This is a genomic window from Sagittula marina (assembly GCF_014196795.1).
GTDB classification, from domain to species: domain Bacteria; phylum Pseudomonadota; class Alphaproteobacteria; order Rhodobacterales; family Rhodobacteraceae; genus Sagittula; species Sagittula marina.
In genome coordinates, this window is record NZ_JACIEJ010000003.1 from 351,845 (window position 1) to 371,499 (window position 19,655).

At 60.5% G+C, this 19,655-nt stretch carries 18 protein-coding genes; 10 read left to right on the plus strand and 8 right to left on the minus strand.

The window, feature by feature from the left end; genetic code table 11:
• Positions 1-88 precede the first annotated feature (88 nt).
• The 7 genes from GGQ68_RS07860 to GGQ68_RS07890 form a co-directional block, all read right to left on the minus strand.
• On the minus strand, positions 89-1,381 hold the full coding sequence (locus tag GGQ68_RS07860; RefSeq protein ID WP_183964703.1) for a branched-chain amino acid ABC transporter permease: 1,293 nt from the start codon (positions 1,379-1,381) through the stop codon (positions 89-91).
• Positions 1,378-2,388 carry a branched-chain amino acid ABC transporter permease gene (locus GGQ68_RS07865; RefSeq protein WP_183964705.1) on the minus strand — a complete coding sequence of 337 codons (1,011 nt, stop codon included), beginning with the start codon at positions 2,386-2,388 and terminating at the stop codon, positions 1,378-1,380. The genes GGQ68_RS07860 and GGQ68_RS07865 overlap by 4 nt, the downstream gene beginning before the upstream one ends.
• 71 nt (positions 2,389-2,459) lie before the next feature.
• On the minus strand, positions 2,460-2,885 hold the full coding sequence (locus GGQ68_RS07870) for a hypothetical protein (protein ID WP_183964707.1): 426 nt from the start codon (positions 2,883-2,885) through the stop codon (positions 2,460-2,462).
• Position 2,886: 1 nt separating this feature from the next.
• The gene (locus tag GGQ68_RS07875) at positions 2,887-3,720 is read right to left on the minus strand and encodes an ABC transporter ATP-binding protein (protein ID WP_183964709.1); all 834 of its coding nucleotides are present in this window, start codon (positions 3,718-3,720) and stop codon (positions 2,887-2,889) included.
• Positions 3,717-4,496 carry an ABC transporter ATP-binding protein gene (locus tag GGQ68_RS07880; RefSeq protein ID WP_183964711.1) on the minus strand — a complete coding sequence of 260 codons (780 nt, stop codon included), beginning with the start codon at positions 4,494-4,496 and terminating at the stop codon, positions 3,717-3,719. The genes GGQ68_RS07875 and GGQ68_RS07880 overlap by 4 nt, the downstream gene beginning before the upstream one ends.
• 96 nt (positions 4,497-4,592) lie before the next feature.
• Positions 4,593-5,780 (minus strand): ABC transporter substrate-binding protein, encoded by a 1,188-nt coding sequence (locus GGQ68_RS07885; RefSeq protein WP_183964713.1) that lies wholly within the window; start codon positions 5,778-5,780, stop codon positions 4,593-4,595.
• A 638-nt stretch (positions 5,781-6,418) separates the two neighbouring features.
• Positions 6,419-7,432, minus strand: a complete 1,014-nt coding sequence (locus GGQ68_RS07890) for a GlxA family transcriptional regulator (protein ID WP_183964715.1) — start codon at positions 7,430-7,432, stop codon at positions 6,419-6,421.
• A 203-nt stretch (positions 7,433-7,635) separates the two neighbouring features.
• Here GGQ68_RS07890 and GGQ68_RS07895 point away from each other — a divergent pair, with 203 nt between their 5' ends.
• Positions 7,636-9,006, plus strand: a complete 1,371-nt coding sequence (locus GGQ68_RS07895; RefSeq protein WP_183964718.1) for a class II 3-deoxy-7-phosphoheptulonate synthase — start codon at positions 7,636-7,638, stop codon at positions 9,004-9,006.
• 172 nt (positions 9,007-9,178) lie between these two features.
• Here the strand turns inward: GGQ68_RS07895 and GGQ68_RS07900 are convergent, their stop codons facing one another.
• Positions 9,179-9,910 carry a PAS domain-containing protein gene (locus tag GGQ68_RS07900; protein ID WP_183964720.1) on the minus strand — a complete coding sequence of 244 codons (732 nt, stop codon included), beginning with the start codon at positions 9,908-9,910 and terminating at the stop codon, positions 9,179-9,181.
• Positions 9,911-10,160: 250 nt separating this feature from the next.
• Between GGQ68_RS07900 and GGQ68_RS07905 the strand changes: the two genes are divergently transcribed.
• From GGQ68_RS07905 to pstB, 9 genes are all read left to right on the plus strand, one after another.
• The gene (locus tag GGQ68_RS07905; protein WP_183964722.1) at positions 10,161-11,051 is read left to right on the plus strand and encodes a YicC/YloC family endoribonuclease; all 891 of its coding nucleotides are present in this window, start codon (positions 10,161-10,163) and stop codon (positions 11,049-11,051) included.
• Positions 11,052-11,054: 3 nt separating this feature from the next.
• Positions 11,055-11,705 carry a guanylate kinase gene (gene gmk / locus GGQ68_RS07910; RefSeq protein ID WP_183964724.1) on the plus strand — a complete coding sequence of 217 codons (651 nt, stop codon included), beginning with the start codon at positions 11,055-11,057 and terminating at the stop codon, positions 11,703-11,705.
• Positions 11,702-12,223 carry a gamma carbonic anhydrase family protein gene (locus GGQ68_RS07915; protein WP_183964726.1) on the plus strand — a complete coding sequence of 174 codons (522 nt, stop codon included), beginning with the start codon at positions 11,702-11,704 and terminating at the stop codon, positions 12,221-12,223. The genes gmk and GGQ68_RS07915 overlap by 4 nt, the downstream gene beginning before the upstream one ends.
• A gap of 103 nt (positions 12,224-12,326) precedes the next feature.
• Entirely contained in the window at positions 12,327-13,502 is a 1,176-nt protein-coding gene (locus tag GGQ68_RS07920; protein ID WP_183964729.1) for a trans-sulfuration enzyme family protein, read from the plus strand.
• Positions 13,502-14,539, plus strand: coding sequence for a sensor histidine kinase (locus GGQ68_RS07925; protein WP_183964730.1), 1,038 nt, complete (start codon positions 13,502-13,504; stop codon positions 14,537-14,539). The genes GGQ68_RS07920 and GGQ68_RS07925 overlap by 1 nt, the downstream gene beginning before the upstream one ends.
• 330 nt (positions 14,540-14,869) lie before the next feature.
• Positions 14,870-15,907 (plus strand): PstS family phosphate ABC transporter substrate-binding protein, encoded by a 1,038-nt coding sequence (locus GGQ68_RS07930; protein WP_183964732.1) that lies wholly within the window; start codon positions 14,870-14,872, stop codon positions 15,905-15,907.
• A gap of 102 nt (positions 15,908-16,009) precedes the next feature.
• Positions 16,010-17,473, plus strand: coding sequence for a phosphate ABC transporter permease subunit PstC (gene pstC, locus GGQ68_RS07935; protein ID WP_183964734.1), 1,464 nt, complete (start codon positions 16,010-16,012; stop codon positions 17,471-17,473).
• Positions 17,473-18,825, plus strand: coding sequence for a phosphate ABC transporter permease PstA (pstA, locus tag GGQ68_RS07940; RefSeq protein WP_183964736.1), 1,353 nt, complete (start codon positions 17,473-17,475; stop codon positions 18,823-18,825). Before pstC ends, pstA begins: the two co-directional genes overlap by 1 nt.
• A gap of 27 nt (positions 18,826-18,852) precedes the next feature.
• Positions 18,853-19,653, plus strand: coding sequence for a phosphate ABC transporter ATP-binding protein PstB (gene pstB / locus GGQ68_RS07945; protein WP_183964737.1), 801 nt, complete (start codon positions 18,853-18,855; stop codon positions 19,651-19,653).
• Positions 19,654-19,655 lie beyond the last annotated feature (2 nt).

The window sequence follows — 19,655 nt, forward strand, 5'->3', positions numbered from 1 at the left end:
ATAAGACAACAGGCCCTCGATGGTAAACCGAGGGCCTGTTGATATTCTGGCATGGTTGCGCGCGGATAATTCGTTGCGCGGCGCCGCGTCAGCGCTCCGGCAGGAGGCCCCTTGGCGAGAACCTGAGCACCAGCAACAAGATCACGCCCATGGTCAGGAGGCGCATGTGCTGGACCGACTCCAACAGATGCATCTTGAGCGCGGAACCGTCGGGCAGGGCGCTTGTGGCCCAGACCATCAGCTCCGGTCCCACCGTTTCGACCTGAATCCACAGGAACCAGATCAGCATACCGCCAAGGATTGCGCCGAAGTTGTTGCCGGAACCACCGACAATCACCATCACCCAGATCAGGAAGGTGTAGCGCAGTGGCTGATAGGCTGTCGGCTGCAGCAGGCCATCCAACGTGGTCATCATGGCACCGGCGACGCCACAGATGGCAGAGCCGAGGATGAAGACCTGCAAGTGGCGAAACGTGACGTCCTTGCCCATGGCGCGGGCGGAGGTTTCGTTGTCGCGGATTGCGCGCATCATACGGCCCCACGGGCTGTTGAGCGCCAATTGCGCCAGCACCAGCAGGATCACGAGAACCACGGCGAACATCCCCACGTAGCCAAGCTTGACGTAGAGGGTAGAGGCGCTCGTCGGGTCTAGGCCCCAATTCGCCGCGCGGTCGATGAAGGCAGGATCGCTTTGCAGATCAATCTCATATGGCATGGGGCGCGGCAGCCCGTTCACGTTTTTCACGCCACGGGTCAGCCATTCCTCGTTCTTCATCACCGCGATGATGATCTCGGAAATGCCAAGCGTCGCAATCGCCAGGTAGTCGGATCGCAGGCCCAGCGCGGTCTTGCCGATGATCCACGCTGCGCCAGCGGCCAGCAGGCCACCCACGGGCCACGCCAGCACCACCGGCAGGCCGAGGCCGCCAAGGTAGCCGGTTGCGGCCGGGTTCACTGCCTCGATCGCGTTGACCGCGTCGTCGCGGACCCATCGATACAACACGAACCCCGCTACCAGCAGCGCCACCAGCATCAGCGCGCTGCGGGTGCGTTTGTAGACGACGACACTGGCCGCCACGACGACGGCTCCGATGACCAGTGCCAGAAGTGCCCGGACGCCACCTGCTGACCATGCCTCTGGCACCGGTTGCACAGAGGTCAGCACCACGGCCATGCCACCTAGTGCGACAAAGCCCATGACACCGACGTTGAACAGCCCGGCGATGCCCCATTGCAGGTTCACGCCCAGCGCCATGATCGCGCTGACCAAACCCATGGCCACCAGTTTCAACGCATAATCCCAGCTTTGGAACAGGCCGGTCATCAGGATCAGCACGCCCACCAGCGCAAAGAGCGCATAGGTTTTTACTGTCTGGTTCATACGGATTTCCCCTTGAACAGGCCGGTCGGGCGGAACAGCAGAACCACCACAAGGATCATGAAGCTGACGGCAAATTTGTATTCCGTGGCAAGCAGTTGCACGAGGCCGGACGGCTCCAGCGCTTCCGGCATGGCGTAGCCGAGGACCTTTTTCCACGCGTAGGTCAGACCCACCTCGGAAAAGGCGATGACAAAGCCGCCAGCGATGGCGCCCAGAGGATTGCCCAGACCGCCCACGATGGCAGCGGCAAAGATCGGCAGCAGCAACTGGAAATAGGTGAACGGCTTATAGCTTTTGTCCAGACCGTAGAGCACACCTGCAATGGTGATCAGCCCGGCGACGATCAGCCATGTCACCATGACCACACGCTCGGGGTTGATGCCGGACAGAAGCGCCAGATCCTCGTTGTCGGAATAGGCGCGCATGGATTTGCCCGTGCGCGTGCGGTTGAGAAACCAGAACAGGGCCACCACGACAATGATCGCGGTGATCACGGTGATCGCCTGCGTCGTTTTCAGGCCCAGACCTTCGGCCAGCCCGGTGGCGCGTTTGAAATCACCCGCCGAAATGATGAAGCGTTCGCCATCATCAAACCGGATATCATCGGTTCCAAGGATGATCCGCGTCACACCGTTATACACGAACATCACACCGATGGAGACCATGACAAAGATGATCGGCTTGGCTTTTTGCGCGCGATAAAACCTGTAGACCACCCGGTCGGTGGCCAGCACCATCAGCGCTGTGCCCGCGATACCGAAGGGAATCGCAAGCAAGGCGGTCGGCAGCGGGCCAAGGCTGATTCCCCATGACTGAAACAGCCACGTGAACAGGATCGTCACCATCGTGCCAAAGGCCATGGTGTCGCCGTGGGCAAAATTGGAAAACCGCAGGATGCCGTAGATCATGGTGACCCCCAGCGCGCCCAGCGCAAGCTGACTGCCATAGGTCATGGCCGGGATCAGCACGAAATTCGTCAGCGCCACGATGGCGTTCACAAAATCCATCTATCTCTCCTCGCTGGCTGTCACGAACCGAAATTGCGCGGTCGGGCCAGTCTTGTTATCGAAAATATCTGTCATGGTTGCGGCGCACAGCTGCCAAGGTAGGACACCATCATCGGCCCATCCGCGTCGTGCACCGTATACCGGGCTGTCCCGTCGGCATTGGTTGTCACCATGTGACGAACTCCGTCGATACCGCCAGCCAAAGCCAGTGCGCCGTTTGAACGATTGCCCATCAGCGGAACATCTGCTGCGTCACTTCGCATCCGGACTTCCACCAGCAGGTTCACATCCTCAAATCCGCTGGCCTGTCCCTCCAGCGTCACGGAAAAGCGCGTGTCCTGACAGGGCTCGGCCTCGTAGCATTCGGTGACGAAATCGCAGTCCAGCACAATGGGCTGATGTATCGGGGCATCAGAGAGGCTCATCTTGTCGGCATGGGCCGGAAGCGCCGCCCCAAACATCGCACAGACCAGCGGCGGCTTGATCGAAACACCCATTCTAGCCCCCAAGGAAGGATTGGCGCACTTCCGGGTTTGCGAGCAATTCCTTGCCACTCCCGGTGTGGGCATTGGCACCTTGGACAAGAACATACCCCTTGTCAGCGATCTCAAGCGCCTGACGGGCGTTCTGTTCCACCATCAGGATCGAGATCCCGCTGCGGGCCACTTCGATGATGCGGTCAAACAGCTCGTCCATCACGATGGGCGAGACACCCGCCGTCGGCTCATCCAGCATCAGGACCTTGGGCTGCGTCATCAGGGCGCGGCCCACAGCCACCTGCTGACGTTGACCGCCAGACAGCTCACCCGCAGGCTGGCGCCGCTTGTCACGCAGGATCGGGAACAGGGTGTAGACCTGCTCCATCGTCTGCTGCATGTCGTCCTCGCGGATGAAGGCCCCCATTTCAAGGTTTTCTTCGACGCTCATGGAGGTGAAGATATTGTTGGTCTGCGGCACAAAGCCCATGCCATGCTTCACACGGTCCTGCGGAGTGAGCTGGGTGATGTCCGCGCCATCCAGACGCACGGCCCCGGATCTGACGTCGAGCATCCCGAACACAGCTTTCATCGCGGTGGATTTGCCCGCGCCATTGGGACCGACGATCACGGCGATCTCGCCACGATCCACGGCGATGGTGCAATCGTGCAGAATGTCAGGCCCTTTCCCGTAGCCCCCGGTCATGCTGTCGCCGATCAGGAACGGGCCGCCCGAGCCTTCGATCACCGGGCCGGACCGCCGCGTGGGATCGACCGAGCCGCCAGCGCCGGGCTTCGTGATGGATGCATCGTGGTTGCCTCGATCATCCTGATAGGGATTGCCGCCACCGCTCATCCAACTTGTTCCTTGTTTTTCAGGCCGGTGCCCAGATAGGCCTCGATCACCTGTTCGTTGGCCTTGATATCGGCCAATGACCCTTCGGCCAGCTTTTTGCCCTCGGCCATGACGATGACCGGGTCGCAGATGCGGCCGATGAAATCCATATCGTGTTCGATCACGCAGAAGGTGTAGCCGCGCTCCGTGTTCAGGCGCACGATCGTATCGGCGATGGTGTTGAGCAACGTGCGGTTCACGCCGGCCCCCACCTCGTCCAGAAACACGATCTTGGCATCCACCATCATGGTACGCCCCAGTTCCAGAAGCTTCTTCTGGCCGCCGGAAATTGCGCCCGCGGGATGGTCCGCCAGATGGGAGATCGTCAGGAAGTCGAGAACCTCATCGGCCTTGGCCTTCAGCGCGCGTTCTTCTTCGGCGATGCGTTTACGTCCAAACCATGTGCTCCAGAGGGTTTCGCCGCTCTGCGCTCCTGGAACCATCATCAGGTTCTCGCGGCAGGACATGGAGCTGAATTCATGCGCAATCTGGAACGTCCGCAGCAATCCCTTGTGGAACAGCTCATGTGGCGGCAGGCCAGTGATGTCCTCGCCATCCATCACGACGCGGCCAGAGGTCGGCTGCAACGCCCCCGCGATTACATTGAACAGCGTGGTCTTGCCGGCACCATTCGGGCCAACCAACCCGGTGATCGAGCCTTTGGCAATCTCCAGCGATGCACCGTCCACAGCACGAAATGCTCCGAAATGGCGGTGCAGGTTCTCTACCTTGATCAAGCAGTGTCTCCCTCAGGGATCGCGGATACACGCGTCCCGCATACGAAAAGAGGCGGCCCGGACAGTGTGTCCGGATCGCCCCCAGATCAGGTCAAATTATTTGAATTCGACGGTCTCGGTTGCGCCATCGACGACGTTATAGTGACGGTAGGAGCCCGCCGCTTCGCCACCACCGATGAACTCCACGCCGGATGCGCCGACATAGTCGATGTCGCCACCCTCTGCGAGGATCTCAAGCGCCTTGCCCAGCTCGCCCGGCAGGATCGGCTCACCCGGTGCGTTGGCCACGTCCATGATGTTTGCTGCAACCGCCTCGGAGGAGACCTCGCCGCCTTTCATCATCGCCAGCGCGATCAGCGCCGCCGCGTCATAGCTTTCGCGCGTGTAGGAGGAAGACGCGTCAAAGCCCGCGCCCTCGGTGATCTTTGCAAAGGCATCAGCGCCTTCGCCCTCGGCCCAGGGGATCGTCCCGTAGGAGCCTTCGAGCGCGTCGGAGAGTTCCGAGAACAGCGTATCGCCATACATGCCGTCGCCCATGACATAGGTGTCAAACGCGCCAGTGTCGTAAGATGCCTGGATCATGCCTTTGCCGCCTTGGTCGGTGTAGCCCAGCACCACCAGTGCTTCGCCGCCGGCAGAGGCCAGCGCCCCGATTTCGGCAGAATAGTCGGCCTTGCCGTCGTCATGCGGCGAGGACAGGGTGATCGTGCCGTCAAAGTTTTCAGCGAATGCGTCGGCGAACCCCTTGCCGTAATCGTTGTTGGTGTAGGTCACCGCGACTTCGGTGATGCCTTTCTCGGCGAGGATCTCGGCCAGGACGGCGCCCTGACGGGCATCAGACGGTGCGGTACGGAAGAACATGCCGTTGTCTTCTGCGTCAGACAGGGCGGGCGAGGTGGCCGACGGCGAGATCATCGGGATGCCATTCGGCACAGCCACGTTGGACAGAACCGCGCCGGTCACGCCGGAGCAATCCGCGCCCATCAGGGCCACGATGCCGTCGGAGGTGATCATACGCTCGGCGGCAGCGGTCGCAGCGGCCGGATCGACGCAGGTCGAATCAGCGCGCACCGGCACAAGCGTGACGCCGCTGAGGAACTGGCCGGAGTCGTTGACTTCGGTCAAAGCCAGCTCGGCGCTGTCCGCCATCATCGGCGTGATGGATTCGATCGGCCCGGTAAAGCCCAGCATAATGCCGATTTTCGCCTCGGAGGCGTGGCTTTCTGCATGTGCTGCACCTGCTGCAAGCGCAGCTGCGGAAACCGCAAGCATCAGTTTTTTCATGTCTCAACTCCCTGTGTTGGAACGATGTGTTCTGCGCGGAGGCTAGTTTCGGTTTTATCAAAAGAAAAGCCCCCGGTGATGGGTCGCGCCGCGTTAAACGATGCATGCAACGGTTTTCTATCGACCAAGGGCGACGCTTCTGACGTGAAGACGTTGCAAAATATTGGAAACTCTCGGGACGGCGACAGCAGACCTGTTCCTGCTGGCTGGGCCGCCAGTGTCGCAAACCGTGCAGGCCCACGCCGGAGAGAAGGAATTAATGTTTTGCGTCAAATGCTTGCGCACCACTTGTAGCTTTAGCAAGCAACACGACGGGCCGATTGAACCGACCAATCGGGGCGTGCGCGTGCTGACCTTGGGCAACGGCATCGCATTGCCCGCGTGGGGGCAGCAGCGCAATATCATAGCCGGAGGGCAGGGTAGTTTGCCGAATGTGCCTGCTGTGCCCGGTGACTTTACGGAAAGGCCATGAAATTAATCCGAACTGCGACAAGGCACTAAGTCACATCGCAGGCGCAGATGTGTGCCAGGCAGAGTGAGAGGGCGTGTGCGTCATCTGCGCAAGGAGCCGAGAGACATGCTGTGCAGGGTGTTCTGCTATGGGCGAAGACGTCGGGGCACTGCACCCCGACCACCCCTCAGACCGACAGCTTCGATGTCGCTTGCGTCCCACGTTCCCGGTAGGGTGTGGTTTCATAATGCGAGCGGTAGCATTTTGAAAAATGTGATGGCGAGGCAAATCCACAGGCCAATGCCACGTTGATCACGCTCATATCGGTCTGCATCAGCAGGTTACGTGCCTTTTGCAACCGCAATTCCATATAGTATCGCTTTGGCGACCGAGTCAGATAGCGCCGAAACAATCGCTCCAATTGCCGCGTGGACATACCCACCTGTTTCGCAAGCAGCGCGGGGCTGATCGGCTCTTCGATATTGGCTTCCATCATTTGAATGACCTGGCTCAGCTTGGGATGGCGCACACCGATGCGGGTCGGAACCGACAGACGCTGGGTGTCCTGATCCGTCCTGATCGAGGAGTAGATCTGCTGATCGGCGACAGCGCTTGCCAATTCATCGCCGTGGTCGCGGGCGATGATCCGCAGGAACAGGTCGATGGAGGATGTTCCGCCCGCCGTGGTCATACGGTTGCCGTCGAGGGTGAATACGGACTTGGTGAGGATCACATCCTCGAATTCTTCGGCAAAACTGTCCTGGTTCTCCCAATGGATGGTGGCGCGCTTGCCGTCCATCAGGCCTGCGCGTGCCAACGAATAGGCCGCTGTGCACAATCCCCCGACGGCCAGCCCACGCCGCGCCTCGCGCCGGAGCCAGTTCAGCAGCTTCTTGCTCGTGGCGTCCTGCACATTTGCCCCGCCACACAAGACCAGAACGTCGTCACGGTGCAGCTCTTCAAGATCGCCGTCCAATTGAAACATGGTTCCGGTTGAGCAGTTCACCGTGTCACCGCCTTCGCCAACCACGCGCCACTCATAAAGCTTGCGGTTCGACATTCGGTTCGCAAGCCTCAGACAATCGAGCGCCCCGGCGAAAGATAGAAGCGTAAAGTCCTTCAAGAGAACGAAGATAACCCGTTTGGGCTTGGCTGGCACAGTGTCGAGTTCGACAATTTGGCGCTGGCTCGGGGGCAGCATGAGGGCCTCGTTCGCAAAAGTGAGTGAAGCAGGTGAAACGTTAACAAAACGCTACGCCCAAAAAAGTATCGGGTCACAAGGACAGAGAGTCGTTTTCCCGTCAAGATATCTTACGAAAAACACGGGTTTTCAGCCTGAGAATGCTCAAGTATAAGCCACGGACTGTTTTGTTACCGTCGACATTGCTAAACCGGAGAGATCAGATGACCGAGTGGCAGAAATCGAACTGGCGCGACCTTCCGCGGGTTCAGATGCCCGAATATACGGACGCAGCCGCCCTGAAGACCGTCGAGGCGCAGCTCTCCAAGTATCCGCCGCTGGTCTTTGCCGGGGAAGCGCGCCGTCTGAAGGACCAACTGGGCGCGGCGGGCCGTGGTGAGGCGTTCCTGCTCCAAGGCGGCGATTGCGCCGAGAGCTTCGATCAGTTCAGCGCTGATGCGATCCGCGACACCTTCAAGGTGATGTTGCAGATGGCGATGGTGCTGACCTACGGCGCGAAGGTGCCCGTCGTCAAAGTCGGTCGTATGGCCGGGCAGTTCGCCAAGCCACGCTCTGCGCCGACCGAGACGATTGATGGTCTGGAGCTGCCCAGCTACCGCGGCGACATCATCAACGAACTGGCGTTCACGCCTGAGGCGCGGATTCCCGACCCCAAGAAGATGCTGCACGCCTACACGCAGGCCGCTGCGACGTTGAACCTGCTGCGCGCCTTTTCGACCGGTGGCTACGCGGACGTGCATCAGGTGCACCAGTGGACGCTGGGCTTCACCGAAGGTGAAAAGGCCGCGAAGTACCGTGAGATGGCGCAGCGCATCACCGATACGCTCGACTTCATCAAGGCGGCAGGTGTGACCGGTGATCAGGCGCATTCGCTGCAGTCGGTTGATTTCTTTACCTCTCACGAGGCGCTTTTGTTGGAGTACGAAGAAGCCCTGACGCGGATGGATTCCACATCCGGGAAATGGCTTGCCGGTTCTGGGCACATGGTCTGGATCGGTGATCGCACGCGTCAGCCTGACGGAGCGCATGTGGAATTCTGTAGCGGTGTGCAGAACCCGGTGGGTCTGAAGTGTGGTCCGACAACGACTGCCGACGACCTCAAGGTCCTGATGCGAAAGCTCAACCCGAAGAACGAGGAGGGCAAGCTCACCCTTATCGCGCGTTTCGGTGCCGGCAAGGTGGCAGAGCATCTTCCGCGCCTCATCAAGGCGGTGCAGGAAGAGGGCGCCAAGGTCACTTGGGTTTGCGATCCGATGCATGGCAACACGATCAAATCGGCAACGGGGTACAAAACGCGTCCGTTCGACAATGTCCTGCGCGAAGTGCGCGAGTTCTTTGGCGTGCACGACGCGGAGGGCACCGTCCCAGGCGGCGTGCATTTCGAGATGACAGGGCTTGACGTTACCGAATGCACCGGCGGCGTGCGTGCCGTGACTGACGAGGATCTGTCTGACCGTTACCACACAGCCTGCGACCCGCGTCTGAACGCCTCCCAGTCCTTGGAGCTTGCCTTTTTGGTGGCCGAAGAGCTGTCGACGCGCCGCGAAAACGCAAAGGCCGTTGCACACGGCTAAGGTTCTCTCAAGATTTGTGAAAGGCCGGTCCTGTTGGGCCGGCCTTTCGCGTTCTATTGGCAGGTCCGTCTAGGAGGGCGCTCCTGTACATTCAGTGCTTTCAGAATGGAAAAGGCCGTCTCCCACAAAGAGAAACGGCCTGCATCACATGCTCGAAAGGCTTGGTTGTGTCCTAGCCGTTATCCACCACCAACTTCAAATGACGGCGCTCGGTCTCTTTGCGGATAGTATCAGAGCCACTGCCAGCGATCGACTTCGGACGGAAAGGCGCGCGGTCTTCGCTCAGACTATGCACGGGCTGCTTGTCGCTCAGGTCCAGCGTCTTACGCTCTTTGATAACGCCGGTGCCGATATTGTTCTCCAGCGCCGGGATGATCTCGACCCGCTCCACCTTGAACCGGCGGGGCGTACGACCGATCCGGCCGTGGGAGACCAGCGCACCAACGCCACGTGTCAGATCACCAAAGTCGGAACGCAGCGGCAGCAGGATCAGCGAGGCCGTGATATCAGGCTTGCCAAAGCCGCCTTCGGCCCTCAGCTCCATCCTGACGATGGCGGGATCTGCGAACAGCGCCGCGACCCCTTCGCCAAATTTCTCACGGTCGGACGGGGCGATCAGGGAGGACAGCGGCATACCGGCAACCTGCATTCCCATCAATTCGTTAAGATGCGTTCCCGCCACGCGGACCTTTGCCATCGTTGGCGCGATACGCTCCATCAAGAAGGCGTTTTCCAGCGCCTGCTCCATGCCGCGCGGATCAATCTGGCTGCGCAGAGGGACGGCTGTGCCGTCGCAAAGCCCACGCCAGTAGGCCTCTACCTGCCGCAGGGGCGCCTCGCGACGCGATTTTTCCCGCTCGGTCATGGATACGATACCTTGTCCGTTCTCACCTTTACCAAACATGCTTTCCGCTCCTTATCTTGTCGGATGCGGCGTGACGGGCCCCCGGCCACCATGCCTGCATTGTAACCTTTATTGTGAAAACATTACTAGCAGAGCCGTGTCCTAATTTCGCCCCAATTCTGGCTCAAGGGTTAATGCCCCGCAAAAGCAGCACCGGCGAGGCGGTCCGACCTCGGGGATGGGCCTCCGGAGACTTGCTTAATTTGGGCGCAGCCGATACCCGAATGAGCATGTTATGAAGGAGACTTCCATGCGCCAATCCATGACCGGTTTCGCCAGTGCGCAAGGTTCGGGTTTGGGCCTGTCGTGGCAATGGGAACTGCGCGGCGTCAATGGCAAGGGACTGGACGTGCGGCTGCGCTTGCCTGACTGGGTCGATGGCCTTGAACCTCTGGTGCGTGCTGAAACCTCTAAGTCCCTGACACGCGGGAATATTCAGATAGGATTAAAGCTGACCTCCGACGGGGCCGAGGGCTCCGTCAGGATTGATGAGGGGCAGCTTTCAGCCGTCCTGCAGGCCATGACCCGAATCGAAGAAGAGGCAATGCAGCGGGGCCTGTCCCTTGCTCCGTCGACGGCGGCCGATGTTGTCGCTTTGCGCGGAATGTTGACCACAGAAGCAGCCGACGTGGACCAGGACGATCTTCGTAAACGGCTGATGGAGAATTTCCACAGCGCACTGAAGAGTTTCATCGAGATGCGGCTGGCAGAAGGTGCCGCTTTGAGTGACATTCTGAACCGTCAGCTGACAGGTATTGAGGCGCTAGTGGGGCAGGCGGCCGCCGCAATCGACGCACGCTCTGGCGCGCAAGCGGAACGGATGCGTGGCCAATTGGCCCGTGTCATGGAGAACATCGATGGGATCGAAGAGGCGCGCATCGCGCAGGAACTGGCTATGATCGCAGTGAAATCCGATGTGACAGAAGAGATTGACCGTCTTACTGCCCATGTCGCGGCAGCGCGCGGCCTGCTGGCCCAGACCGGGCCTGTGGGCCGAAAGCTCGACTTCCTGTGCCAGGAATTCAACCGTGAGGCCAATACATTGTGCGCGAAGTCCGGCGATGCCGAGCTGACCAGAATCGGCCTCGACCTCAAGACGCTCATCGATCAGATGCGCGAGCAGATACAGAACGTGGAGTAACCCATGCCCGATACGAGCCGCCGCGGCCTCTTGATCATTCTATCCTCGCCTTCGGGCGCAGGGAAATCGACGCTGGCGAAACGGCTGCGCGCCTGGGATCCATCGGTGATTTTCTCGGTCTCCGCCACCACCCGAGAGCCGCGCCCCGGCGAGGTCGATGGCGAGGATTATCATTTCATGACCGACCAGGCGTTCAAAAAGGCGGTCGGCAACGGAGAGATGTTGGAACACGCCCATGTGTTCGGCAACTTCTATGGCTCGCCCAAGGGGCCGGTTCGCGATGCGATCATCTCGGGCAAGGACGTTTTGTTCGACATTGACTGGCAGGGCGCGCAGCAGATGACCAACTCAGAACTGGCGCTGCATACGTTGTCTATCTTCCTTCTCCCGCCGTCGATCGCTGAGCTGAAGCGTCGGCTGGAGGCCCGTGGCCAGGACGGTGTAGACGTGATTACCAAGCGGATGCAGAAAAGCTGGGATGAAATATCCCACTGGGGGTCCTATGACTTCGTTTTGGTGAACGACGATCTGGACACGACGGAAGAACGCCTGAAAAGTATCATTACCGCCACACGTTTGCGCCGCACGCAGCAGCCTGAACTGCTCGATCATGTGCGCGGATTACAAGCGGAATTCGAGGAGAGTGGAGAATGACCATATACGCGCTAGACGGCCACACGCCGCGCATTCACGAATCCGCCTGGGTCGCACCGGACGCCAATCTCATCGGTCGTATCGTGTTGTCAGAGGCCTCTTCGGTCTGGTTCGGCTGCACATTGCGAGGTGATAATGAGGAAATCCGCGTCGGGAACGGGTCGAACATCCAGGAAAACGTCGTCTGCCATACGGATATGGGCTATCCGCTGACGATCGGCGAGGGCTGCACCATCGGACACAAGGCGATGCTGCACGGCTGTACCATTGGCGCAAATGTTTTGATCGGAATGGGAGCAACGGTGCTGAACGGGGCCGTTATTGAACGCAACTGCTTGATTGGCGCAGGCGCACTGATCACCGAAGGCATGCACGTGCCCGAAGGCAGCCTCGTGCTTGGCATGCCCGGCAAGGTGGTGCGCGACCTGACCCCCGAACAGATTGACGGTTTGCGCAAGTCTGCCGAATCCTACCAGCGTAACGCGCGGCGCTACGCCTCTGGCCTTACGGAGATCTGAAGCGCTGAAACGCCAGTGCGGGCGTTTTGTACACGGTTCCAACCCTTTCGAAACTGACACGCAGCGCGGGGCAAGCGTCTCCGCCATAAGACAGGGGTGCTTCATGAAGCCCACCATCCAACGTCCCGTTACCATTCCTGACAGCCTTTCGACTCCGGTCATCACGCCGATCATGCCGTCGGTGGTTTATGCCTCCAGAACGCCCGATGAATTGGACAGCCAATACGAAGGCCGCGCCTCTGGCTACACTTATGCGCGGGAGGGGCACCCGAACGCGTCTGTGCTGGCGGCACGCATCGACGCGCTGGAAGGCGTGTCCGGCGGGATCGTCCTGGGGTCCGGCATGGCGGCTGTGACAGCCGTGTTGCTCGGCTTGACCAAGGCGGGCGATCACGTGGTTGGCGGTGATCAGTTGTACGGACGCTCCCTGCGGATGATGGCCGAAGACCTGCCGCGCCTGGGGATCACGACCACGCTTGCGGATGTGAGTGATGTGGAGGCCGTCGAAGCGGCGTTCCGTCCCGAGACCCGGATGGTGCTGATCGAAGTGGTGTCCAACCCGACGCTTCGGCTTGCCGATCTCGATGGCATCGCTGCTCTGTGCAAGTCCAAGGGCGGGCTGTTGGTGGTGGACAACACCTTTACGACGCCACTGGCGGTCAAGCCCTTCGAGCATGGCGCCGATATCGTGCTGCATTCGGTGACCAAGCTGCTGGCAGGCCATTCGGACGCGACGCTGGGCTGGGTGGCCGCCAAAGACCCCGAGCTGATGCAACGGATGAATGTGTTCGCCGTGACCACCGGCATGACGGCCAGCCCCTTCGATTGCTGGCTGGCGGAGCGGGGACTTGCTACCTTCCCGATCCGGTTCCAGCGCGCCCAGGAGACGGCAAAGCGTCTGGCAGATCACCTCGCCGGTCAGGCTGGTGTGGCCAAGGTGCTGTATCCGACGCGCAGCGATCACCCGGACATGTCTCGGGCGCAATCTCTGCTGCAAGGTCAGGGCGGGAACATGGTGTCCTTCATCCTCGACGGTGGACGAGCGCAAGCCAATGCCTTTGCCCATGCTGCCAAGGGCATCGCGTTCGCACCGACTTTGGGCGATGTGGGCACCACGTTGTCACACCCTGCCTCTTCCTCGCACCGCGCGCTCACACCCGAGGGCCGCGCTGCTCTGGGCATCACCGAGGGCTTCTTTCGTGTGTCCGTCGGTCTCGAAGACCCCGAAGCGCTGCTCGCCTGTTTTGACGATGGCCTGAGCGCCGCGCGGTCTGCCTGATGCGCGCCGATGCTTCGGATGTGGTCGAGGCGGTTCCGCTGCCTTGTCTTCTGGTGCGACGCGATGAACGGATCGAGGCCGCGAATGACGCGGCTCTGGCGCTGTTGGGCCAGGGAATCCGTGGACGGCATTTCATCACCGCCCTGCGCGCGCCAACGCTGCTGGACGGGATCGAAAACTGCCTGCGCGATGGCGAGGGGCGTACCTGTGATTACCTGACCAGCAACGGGCGTCAGGACACGACGTACCGCGTGACCATACGCGCGCTGCCGCTAGACAGCGGGCGTGGCGCGTTGATCACATTTCTCGACGTGACAGAGATGGCGCAAGCCGGACAGATGCGCCGTGATTTCGTCGCAAACGTCAGCCACGAGCTGCGCACGCCGCTGACAGCGCTCATCGGCTTCATTGAGACGCTCAAAGGCCCGGCGCGCAATGACCCCGTCGGGCAGGCGCGTTTCCTGTCGATCATGGAGGCAGAGGCCGCGCGCATGAACCGACTTATCGGGGACCTGTTATCGCTAAGTCGGGTAGAGGCAGAGGAACGCGTACGTCCCACGGACAGGATTGACCCCGTGGGGATCGTGCGCTCTGTCATGCACGGATTGCAGCCCTTGGCCGAAGAGGCGCGTGTCACCTTGGCGGAAAGCCTGCCAGAGGCGCCGCTGTCCATGATGGGAGATGAAGATCAGCTGCGGCAAGTGCTGACCAACCTGATTGAGAATGGGATCAAATATGCCGGAGCCGCTGCACAGGTCACGGTCACCGTCGAACCCGTCGCCGACGATCCGCGCCTGCGCGGTCCTGCGGTGCGGTTCACCGTGGCTGACACCGGTCCCGGGATCGAACACTACCACCTTCCGCGTCTGACAGAACGATTCTACCGGGTGGACGGCCATCGCTCGCGGGAGAAGGGCGGCACCGGGCTTGGTCTCGCAATCGTCAAACACATCGTGAATCGCCACCGTGGTCGTCTGCGGGTGGAAAGCGAGCCGGGGCAGGGCACTCAGTTCATCTTCTCCCTGCCGATGGCGTAAGCGTTCGTGAACAAACTGTCATAAATCCGCGCTGACGGCTCTTGGACTGGAGAATCTCTGGCTGGTTTGGGCCAAGCGTACCCGAAAACTGTCGCCAAAGGTTATCGCCGTGGGCCGCAACCTGCTCGGAAAATTGCGGGAAAAACCACCTATAGGTGTAATTCCAGTCTTAAGCTCCATTCCAGACAGTGATTTTGCCGAAAAACAGCGCTTCGGCTCAGGGTTCATGAAACTGTTACACAAGCGTCACAAAAGCATCGTGCAGGGACACTAGGTCTGCCCCCAAGATCACCACACAGGCGATCGCATCCTAAACCTCAGGAGCAAGATATGACCCTCAAGATGACCGCCTCCGCTCTGGCGATGGCCGCAGTTGCCGCCACCTCCGCCGCTGCCCGTGACAACGTGCAGGTCGCTGGTTCGTCCACCGTTCTGCCCTACGCTTCGATCGTTGCCGAAGCCTTTGGCGAAAACTTCGACTTCCCGACACCGGTCGTGGAATCCGGCGGCTCCTCCGCTGGCCTGAAGCGTTTCTGCGAAGGTGTGGGTGAGAACACCATCGACGTCGCCAACGCATCCCGCGCGATCCGCGAAAAGGAAATCAAGGCCTGCGCCGACAACGGTGTCACCGACATCATCGAAACCCGCATCGGCTATGACGGTATCGTCTTTGCCTCGCAGATCGACGGCCCGGCGTTCACCGCGTTTGAACCGGCTGACATCTACAATGCGCTTGGCGCCAAGGTCCTGAAGGACGGTGAACTGGTCGACAACGACTACACCACCTGGAACGCCTTCAACGCGGACCTGCCCGACGCCGAAATCATGGCCTTCATCCCCGGCACCAAGCACGGCACACGTGAAGTCTTCGAAGAGAAAGTCCTGGTCGCTGGCTGCGAAGCCACCGGTGCCATGGAAGCCATGATCGAAGGCGGCATGTCCGAGGACGACGCTGAGGATGCGTGCATGTCCGTGCGCGCTGACGGCCGCTCCGTGGACATCGACGGCGACTACACAGAGACGCTCGCATCCATCGACTCCAACCCGAATGGCATCGGCGTGTTTGGCCTGGCGTTCTACGAGAACAACACCGACTCTCTGAAGGTTGCGACCATGTCCGGCGTCGAACCCACAACTGAAACCATCGCCGCAGGCGACTACCCGGTTTCCCGCCCGCTGTTCTTCTACGTGAAAAAAGCGCACATCGGCGTGATCCCCGGCCTTAAGGAATACGCGTCCTTCTTCGTGGCTGACGAAATCGCAGGCCCCGACGGCCCGCTGGCCGAATACGGCCTCGTGTCCGACCCTGAGCTTGCCGACACGCAGGCGAAGATCGAGAACGAGACCACCATGGGCGAAGGCATGTAATCAAGCACACCGGGATATTTCCCCGGTGTCTGCGGGGGCGGCGCTATCCGCTGCCCCCGTTCCCTTTTAGGACCTTCAACGAACCAAGACCTCGGGGGGCATATGCCTGCTTACTGGCTTTTCCTGATCGTGCTTGCCATTGCGGCTGTGGGCTTTGTGCTCGGCCGGATGCGTGCACTGCAAAGCGCGAAGGGCGACAGCCGTGCGCTGCATTCGCTTAAGGGCTACTATGGCTGGAACGTCGCGCTAAAGGTGCTGATCCCGGCGCTTCTGGTGCTGGTGGTCTGGCAACTGGCCTATCCGCTCTACACCAACGCGACGGTCGCCGGGTTGATCCCTGAGGCCAGTGTCAACGATGGGTCGAGCGCCGATCTGGTGCTGGCCGAAGTGCGCCGCACCGCCAACGGGTTGGAGGCCGCCGTTGCCTCCGGACAAATCGCAGATACCCAGGCGCGCGACACCCTGGCCGATCCAGTCGCCATGACGGACAGCCTGCGCAGCGCGGGCCAGATCGTCACATCAGAGCTGACGACACCCATCCTGAACGCCGCGCAACACTACCGCGCCATGGGCGAAACCGGCGCTCTGATCCGCACCGTGGTCGTCTTGCTGGTTGCCTTTGGTGGTCTTTTCTGGGGTCTTTCGGACAGTTACAAGGATTTCCGCGCCCGCAACACGGTGGAGCAAACGGTCAAATACCTGCTGATCGCAGCCGCGTCGATTGCGATCCTGACCACGCTTGGCATTGTGCTGTCGCTGATCGGGAACACGATCCGCTTCTTCAACCTGTATCCGGCGTCGGAATTCTTTGGCTCGCTCACATGGCAGCCGTCCTTTGGCGGCGGGTCCGAGCTGGGCATCTGGCCGTTGCTCTGGGGAACGCTTTATATCTCTTTCGTGGCGCTTCTGGTGGCCGTTCCGATCGGTTTGTTCGCTGCTGTATACCTGTCCGAATACGCCAGCCCGAAGCTGCGCGCCTTTGCCAAACCGGCGTTGGAGGTGCTCGCAGGTATCCCGACGATCGTCTACGGCCTGTTCGCGCTGCTCACCATCGGGCCACTCCTGATCAGTGTTTTCGGTCCCGACGGTGCAGGTTGGATGACCGGCACACGCTCGGTGATGACCGCTGGCATCGCCATGGGCATCATGCTGATCCCTTTCGTGTCTTCGCTTTCTGACGACATCATCAACGCTGTGCCACAGGCGATGCGCGACGGCTCCTACGGGCTGGGCGCGACGAAGTCCGAAACGGTAAAACAGGTGGTTCTGCCTGCCGCGCTGCCGGGCATCGTTGGCGCCGTGCTGCTCGCCGCCTCCCGCGCCATTGGCGAGACCATGATCGTGGTGCTTGGGGCTGGGGCTGCGGCCCGCCTGTCGCTGAACCCGCTCGAAGCCATGACCACCGTAACCACCCGCATCGTGTCACAGCTGACCGGTGACGCAGACTTTGCCTCGCCAGAGGCGCTGGTGGCTTTTGCCCTTGGCATGACCCTCTTTGTTCTGACCCTCGGGCTGAACGTCTTTGCACTCTATATCGTGCGCACATACCGGGAGCAGTACGACTGATGACCGACGCATCCATGCCCACCGACACTCCGCGCCACGGCAAGTCCATCATGGTGGCTGACGCGCACACGAAAAAGCGTAACGCCTCCGAGAAACGCTTTCAGGCTTATGGTCTGGCGGCCATCGGGGCAGGGGTCTTCTTCCTGCTTGTGCTGCTGGGCGCCATCCTGTCCAACGGGCTCAGCGCGTTCCAGCAGACCTTCATTGAGGTGCCCGTCTACCTTGATGCAGCAAAGCTCGACAAAAATGGCAACCGCGATCCTGAAGATTTGAAAAAGGTCTCGACCTTTGGCTACAACCCACTGATCCAGAATGCCATTCTGGAGCAAGTGCAAGCCGCCGGGATCGACACGCCCCTGGATAAAGCCAGCGAAATGAAGGCTCTGATTTCAGCCTCCGCCGCGGCGCAGCTGCGCGACCGTGTCATCGCCAATCCCGATCTCGTGGGCGAAACAGTAGATTTTCGCATCCTCGCGGCGTCCCGGGTAGATGGCTACCTCAAAGGCCGCGTGCAGCGCGAAGACCTTGCCCGCGACAAGAACATCGATGCTGTACACCTTGATATCGTTGACCAAATGAGGGAAAGGGGTTTGCTCGCCAAGGCCTTTAACTGGGAATTCGTGTTCGGCGCGGATGCCTCTGAAAGCCGCCCGGAACAGGCGGGCATCGGTATCGCCATGCTTGGCTCGTTCTTCATGATGCTGGTGGTGCTGGCGCTGGCGCTGCCCATCGGCGTCGCTGCCTCCATCTATCTCGAAGAATTCGCTCCGCAAAACTGGTTCACCGATCTGATCGAGGTGAACATCTCCAACCTCGCGGCGGTGCCATCCATCGTCTTTGGTATCCTTGGGCTTTCCGTGTTCATCCAGTTCGCCGGGCTGCCGCAGTCCGCGCCTTTGGTGGGAGGGCTTGTGCTGACGCTGATGACCCTGCCGACGATCATCATTTCGACCCGCGCCGCGCTGAAGGCCGTTCCACCCTCGATCCGTGACGCGGCGCTCGGCATTGGCGCGTCCAAGATGCAATCGGTCTTTCACCACGTCCTGCCGCTCGCCATGCCCGGCATCCTGACCGGGACCATCATCGGTCTGGCTCAGGCCTTGGGAGAGACCGCGCCGCTGCTGCTGATCGGCATGGTCGGCTACATCGCCACCAATGCCCCGGATGGCCTGGTCGAAGGCTTCATGTCGCCAAACTCGGCCATGCCCGCGCAGATCTACGAATGGGCCAAACGCGCCGACCCCGCATACTATGAACGCGCTTGGGGCGGCATCATCATTCTTCTGGTGTTCCTGCTGAGCATGAACATCATTGCCATCATCCTGCGTCGCCGCTTTGAGCGCCGCTGGTAATCCGTTGCGGAACAAAGGAACATGAATATGTACGACGCACCGCACACCACGGAGAGAGACGTGACGCAGACCGAGATAAAGATCGCCGCCAAAAACGTGCAGGTTTACTACGGCGACACCCACGCCATCAAAGACGTGGACGTCCAGATCGAAGACAAGACCGTGACTGCATTTATCGGGCCATCTGGCTGCGGCAAGTCGACCTTTCTGCGGACGCTGAACCGTATGAACGACACCATCGATATCTGCCGCGTTGAAGGCGACATTCGCATCGACGGTGAGGATATCTACGACAAGCGCGTCGACCCGGTGCAACTGCGCGCCAAAGTCGGCATGGTCTTTCAAAAGCCAAATCCGTTTCCGAAATCCATCTACGACAACGTGGCCTATGGCCCGCGCATCCACGGTCTGGCCAAGAACAAGACCGATCTCGATGAAATCGTGGAACGGGCCCTCAAACGCGGCGCCATCTGGAACGAGGTCAAGGACCGTCTGCACGCGCCGGGCACCGGCCTGTCGGGCGGCCAACAGCAGCGTCTGTGCATCGCGCGCGCCGTGGCGACTGAACCCGAGGTGCTGCTGATGGATGAGCCGTGCTCCGCGCTCGATCCCATCGCAACCAGCCAGGTCGAGGAATTGATCGACGAGCTGCGCAAAGACTATTCGGTGGTCATCGTGACACACTCCATGCAACAGGCGGCGCGCGTGTCGCAGAAAACCGCGTTCTTTCACCTCGGCAATCTGGTGGAATACGGCGAGACCGGGAAAATCTTTACCAACCCCGAAGACCCGCGCACCGAAAGCTACATCACCGGACGGATCGGATAAGC

Coding starts and splice junctions, on each gene's coding strand:
- GGQ68_RS07860 (WP_183964703.1), bottom strand. CDS start 1,381: ATGAACCAGACAGTAAAAACCTATGCGCTCTTTGCGCTGGTGGGCGTG.
- GGQ68_RS07920 (WP_183964729.1), top strand. CDS start 12,327: ATGAAGCCCACCATCCAACGTCCCGTTACCATTCCTGACAGCCTTTCG.
- GGQ68_RS07890 (WP_183964715.1), bottom strand. CDS start 7,432: ATGCTGCCCCCGAGCCAGCGCCAAATTGTCGAACTCGACACTGTGCCA.
- GGQ68_RS07925 (WP_183964730.1), top strand. CDS start 13,502: ATGCGCGCCGATGCTTCGGATGTGGTCGAGGCGGTTCCGCTGCCTTGT.
- GGQ68_RS07885 (WP_183964713.1), bottom strand. CDS start 5,780: ATGAAAAAACTGATGCTTGCGGTTTCCGCAGCTGCGCTTGCAGCAGGT.
- GGQ68_RS07875 (WP_183964709.1), bottom strand. CDS start 3,720: ATGAGCGGTGGCGGCAATCCCTATCAGGATGATCGAGGCAACCACGAT.
- pstA (WP_183964736.1), top strand. CDS start 17,473: ATGACCGACGCATCCATGCCCACCGACACTCCGCGCCACGGCAAGTCC.
- GGQ68_RS07865 (WP_183964705.1), bottom strand. CDS start 2,388: ATGGATTTTGTGAACGCCATCGTGGCGCTGACGAATTTCGTGCTGATC.
- GGQ68_RS07905 (WP_183964722.1), top strand. CDS start 10,161: ATGCGCCAATCCATGACCGGTTTCGCCAGTGCGCAAGGTTCGGGTTTG.
- GGQ68_RS07895 (WP_183964718.1), top strand. CDS start 7,636: ATGACCGAGTGGCAGAAATCGAACTGGCGCGACCTTCCGCGGGTTCAG.
- GGQ68_RS07870 (WP_183964707.1), bottom strand. CDS start 2,885: ATGGGTGTTTCGATCAAGCCGCCGCTGGTCTGTGCGATGTTTGGGGCG.
- pstC (WP_183964734.1), top strand. CDS start 16,010: ATGCCTGCTTACTGGCTTTTCCTGATCGTGCTTGCCATTGCGGCTGTG.
- gmk (WP_183964724.1), top strand. CDS start 11,055: ATGCCCGATACGAGCCGCCGCGGCCTCTTGATCATTCTATCCTCGCCT.
- GGQ68_RS07900 (WP_183964720.1), bottom strand. CDS start 9,910: ATGTTTGGTAAAGGTGAGAACGGACAAGGTATCGTATCCATGACCGAG.
- pstB (WP_183964737.1), top strand. CDS start 18,853: ATGTACGACGCACCGCACACCACGGAGAGAGACGTGACGCAGACCGAG.
- GGQ68_RS07930 (WP_183964732.1), top strand. CDS start 14,870: ATGACCCTCAAGATGACCGCCTCCGCTCTGGCGATGGCCGCAGTTGCC.
- GGQ68_RS07915 (WP_183964726.1), top strand. CDS start 11,702: ATGACCATATACGCGCTAGACGGCCACACGCCGCGCATTCACGAATCC.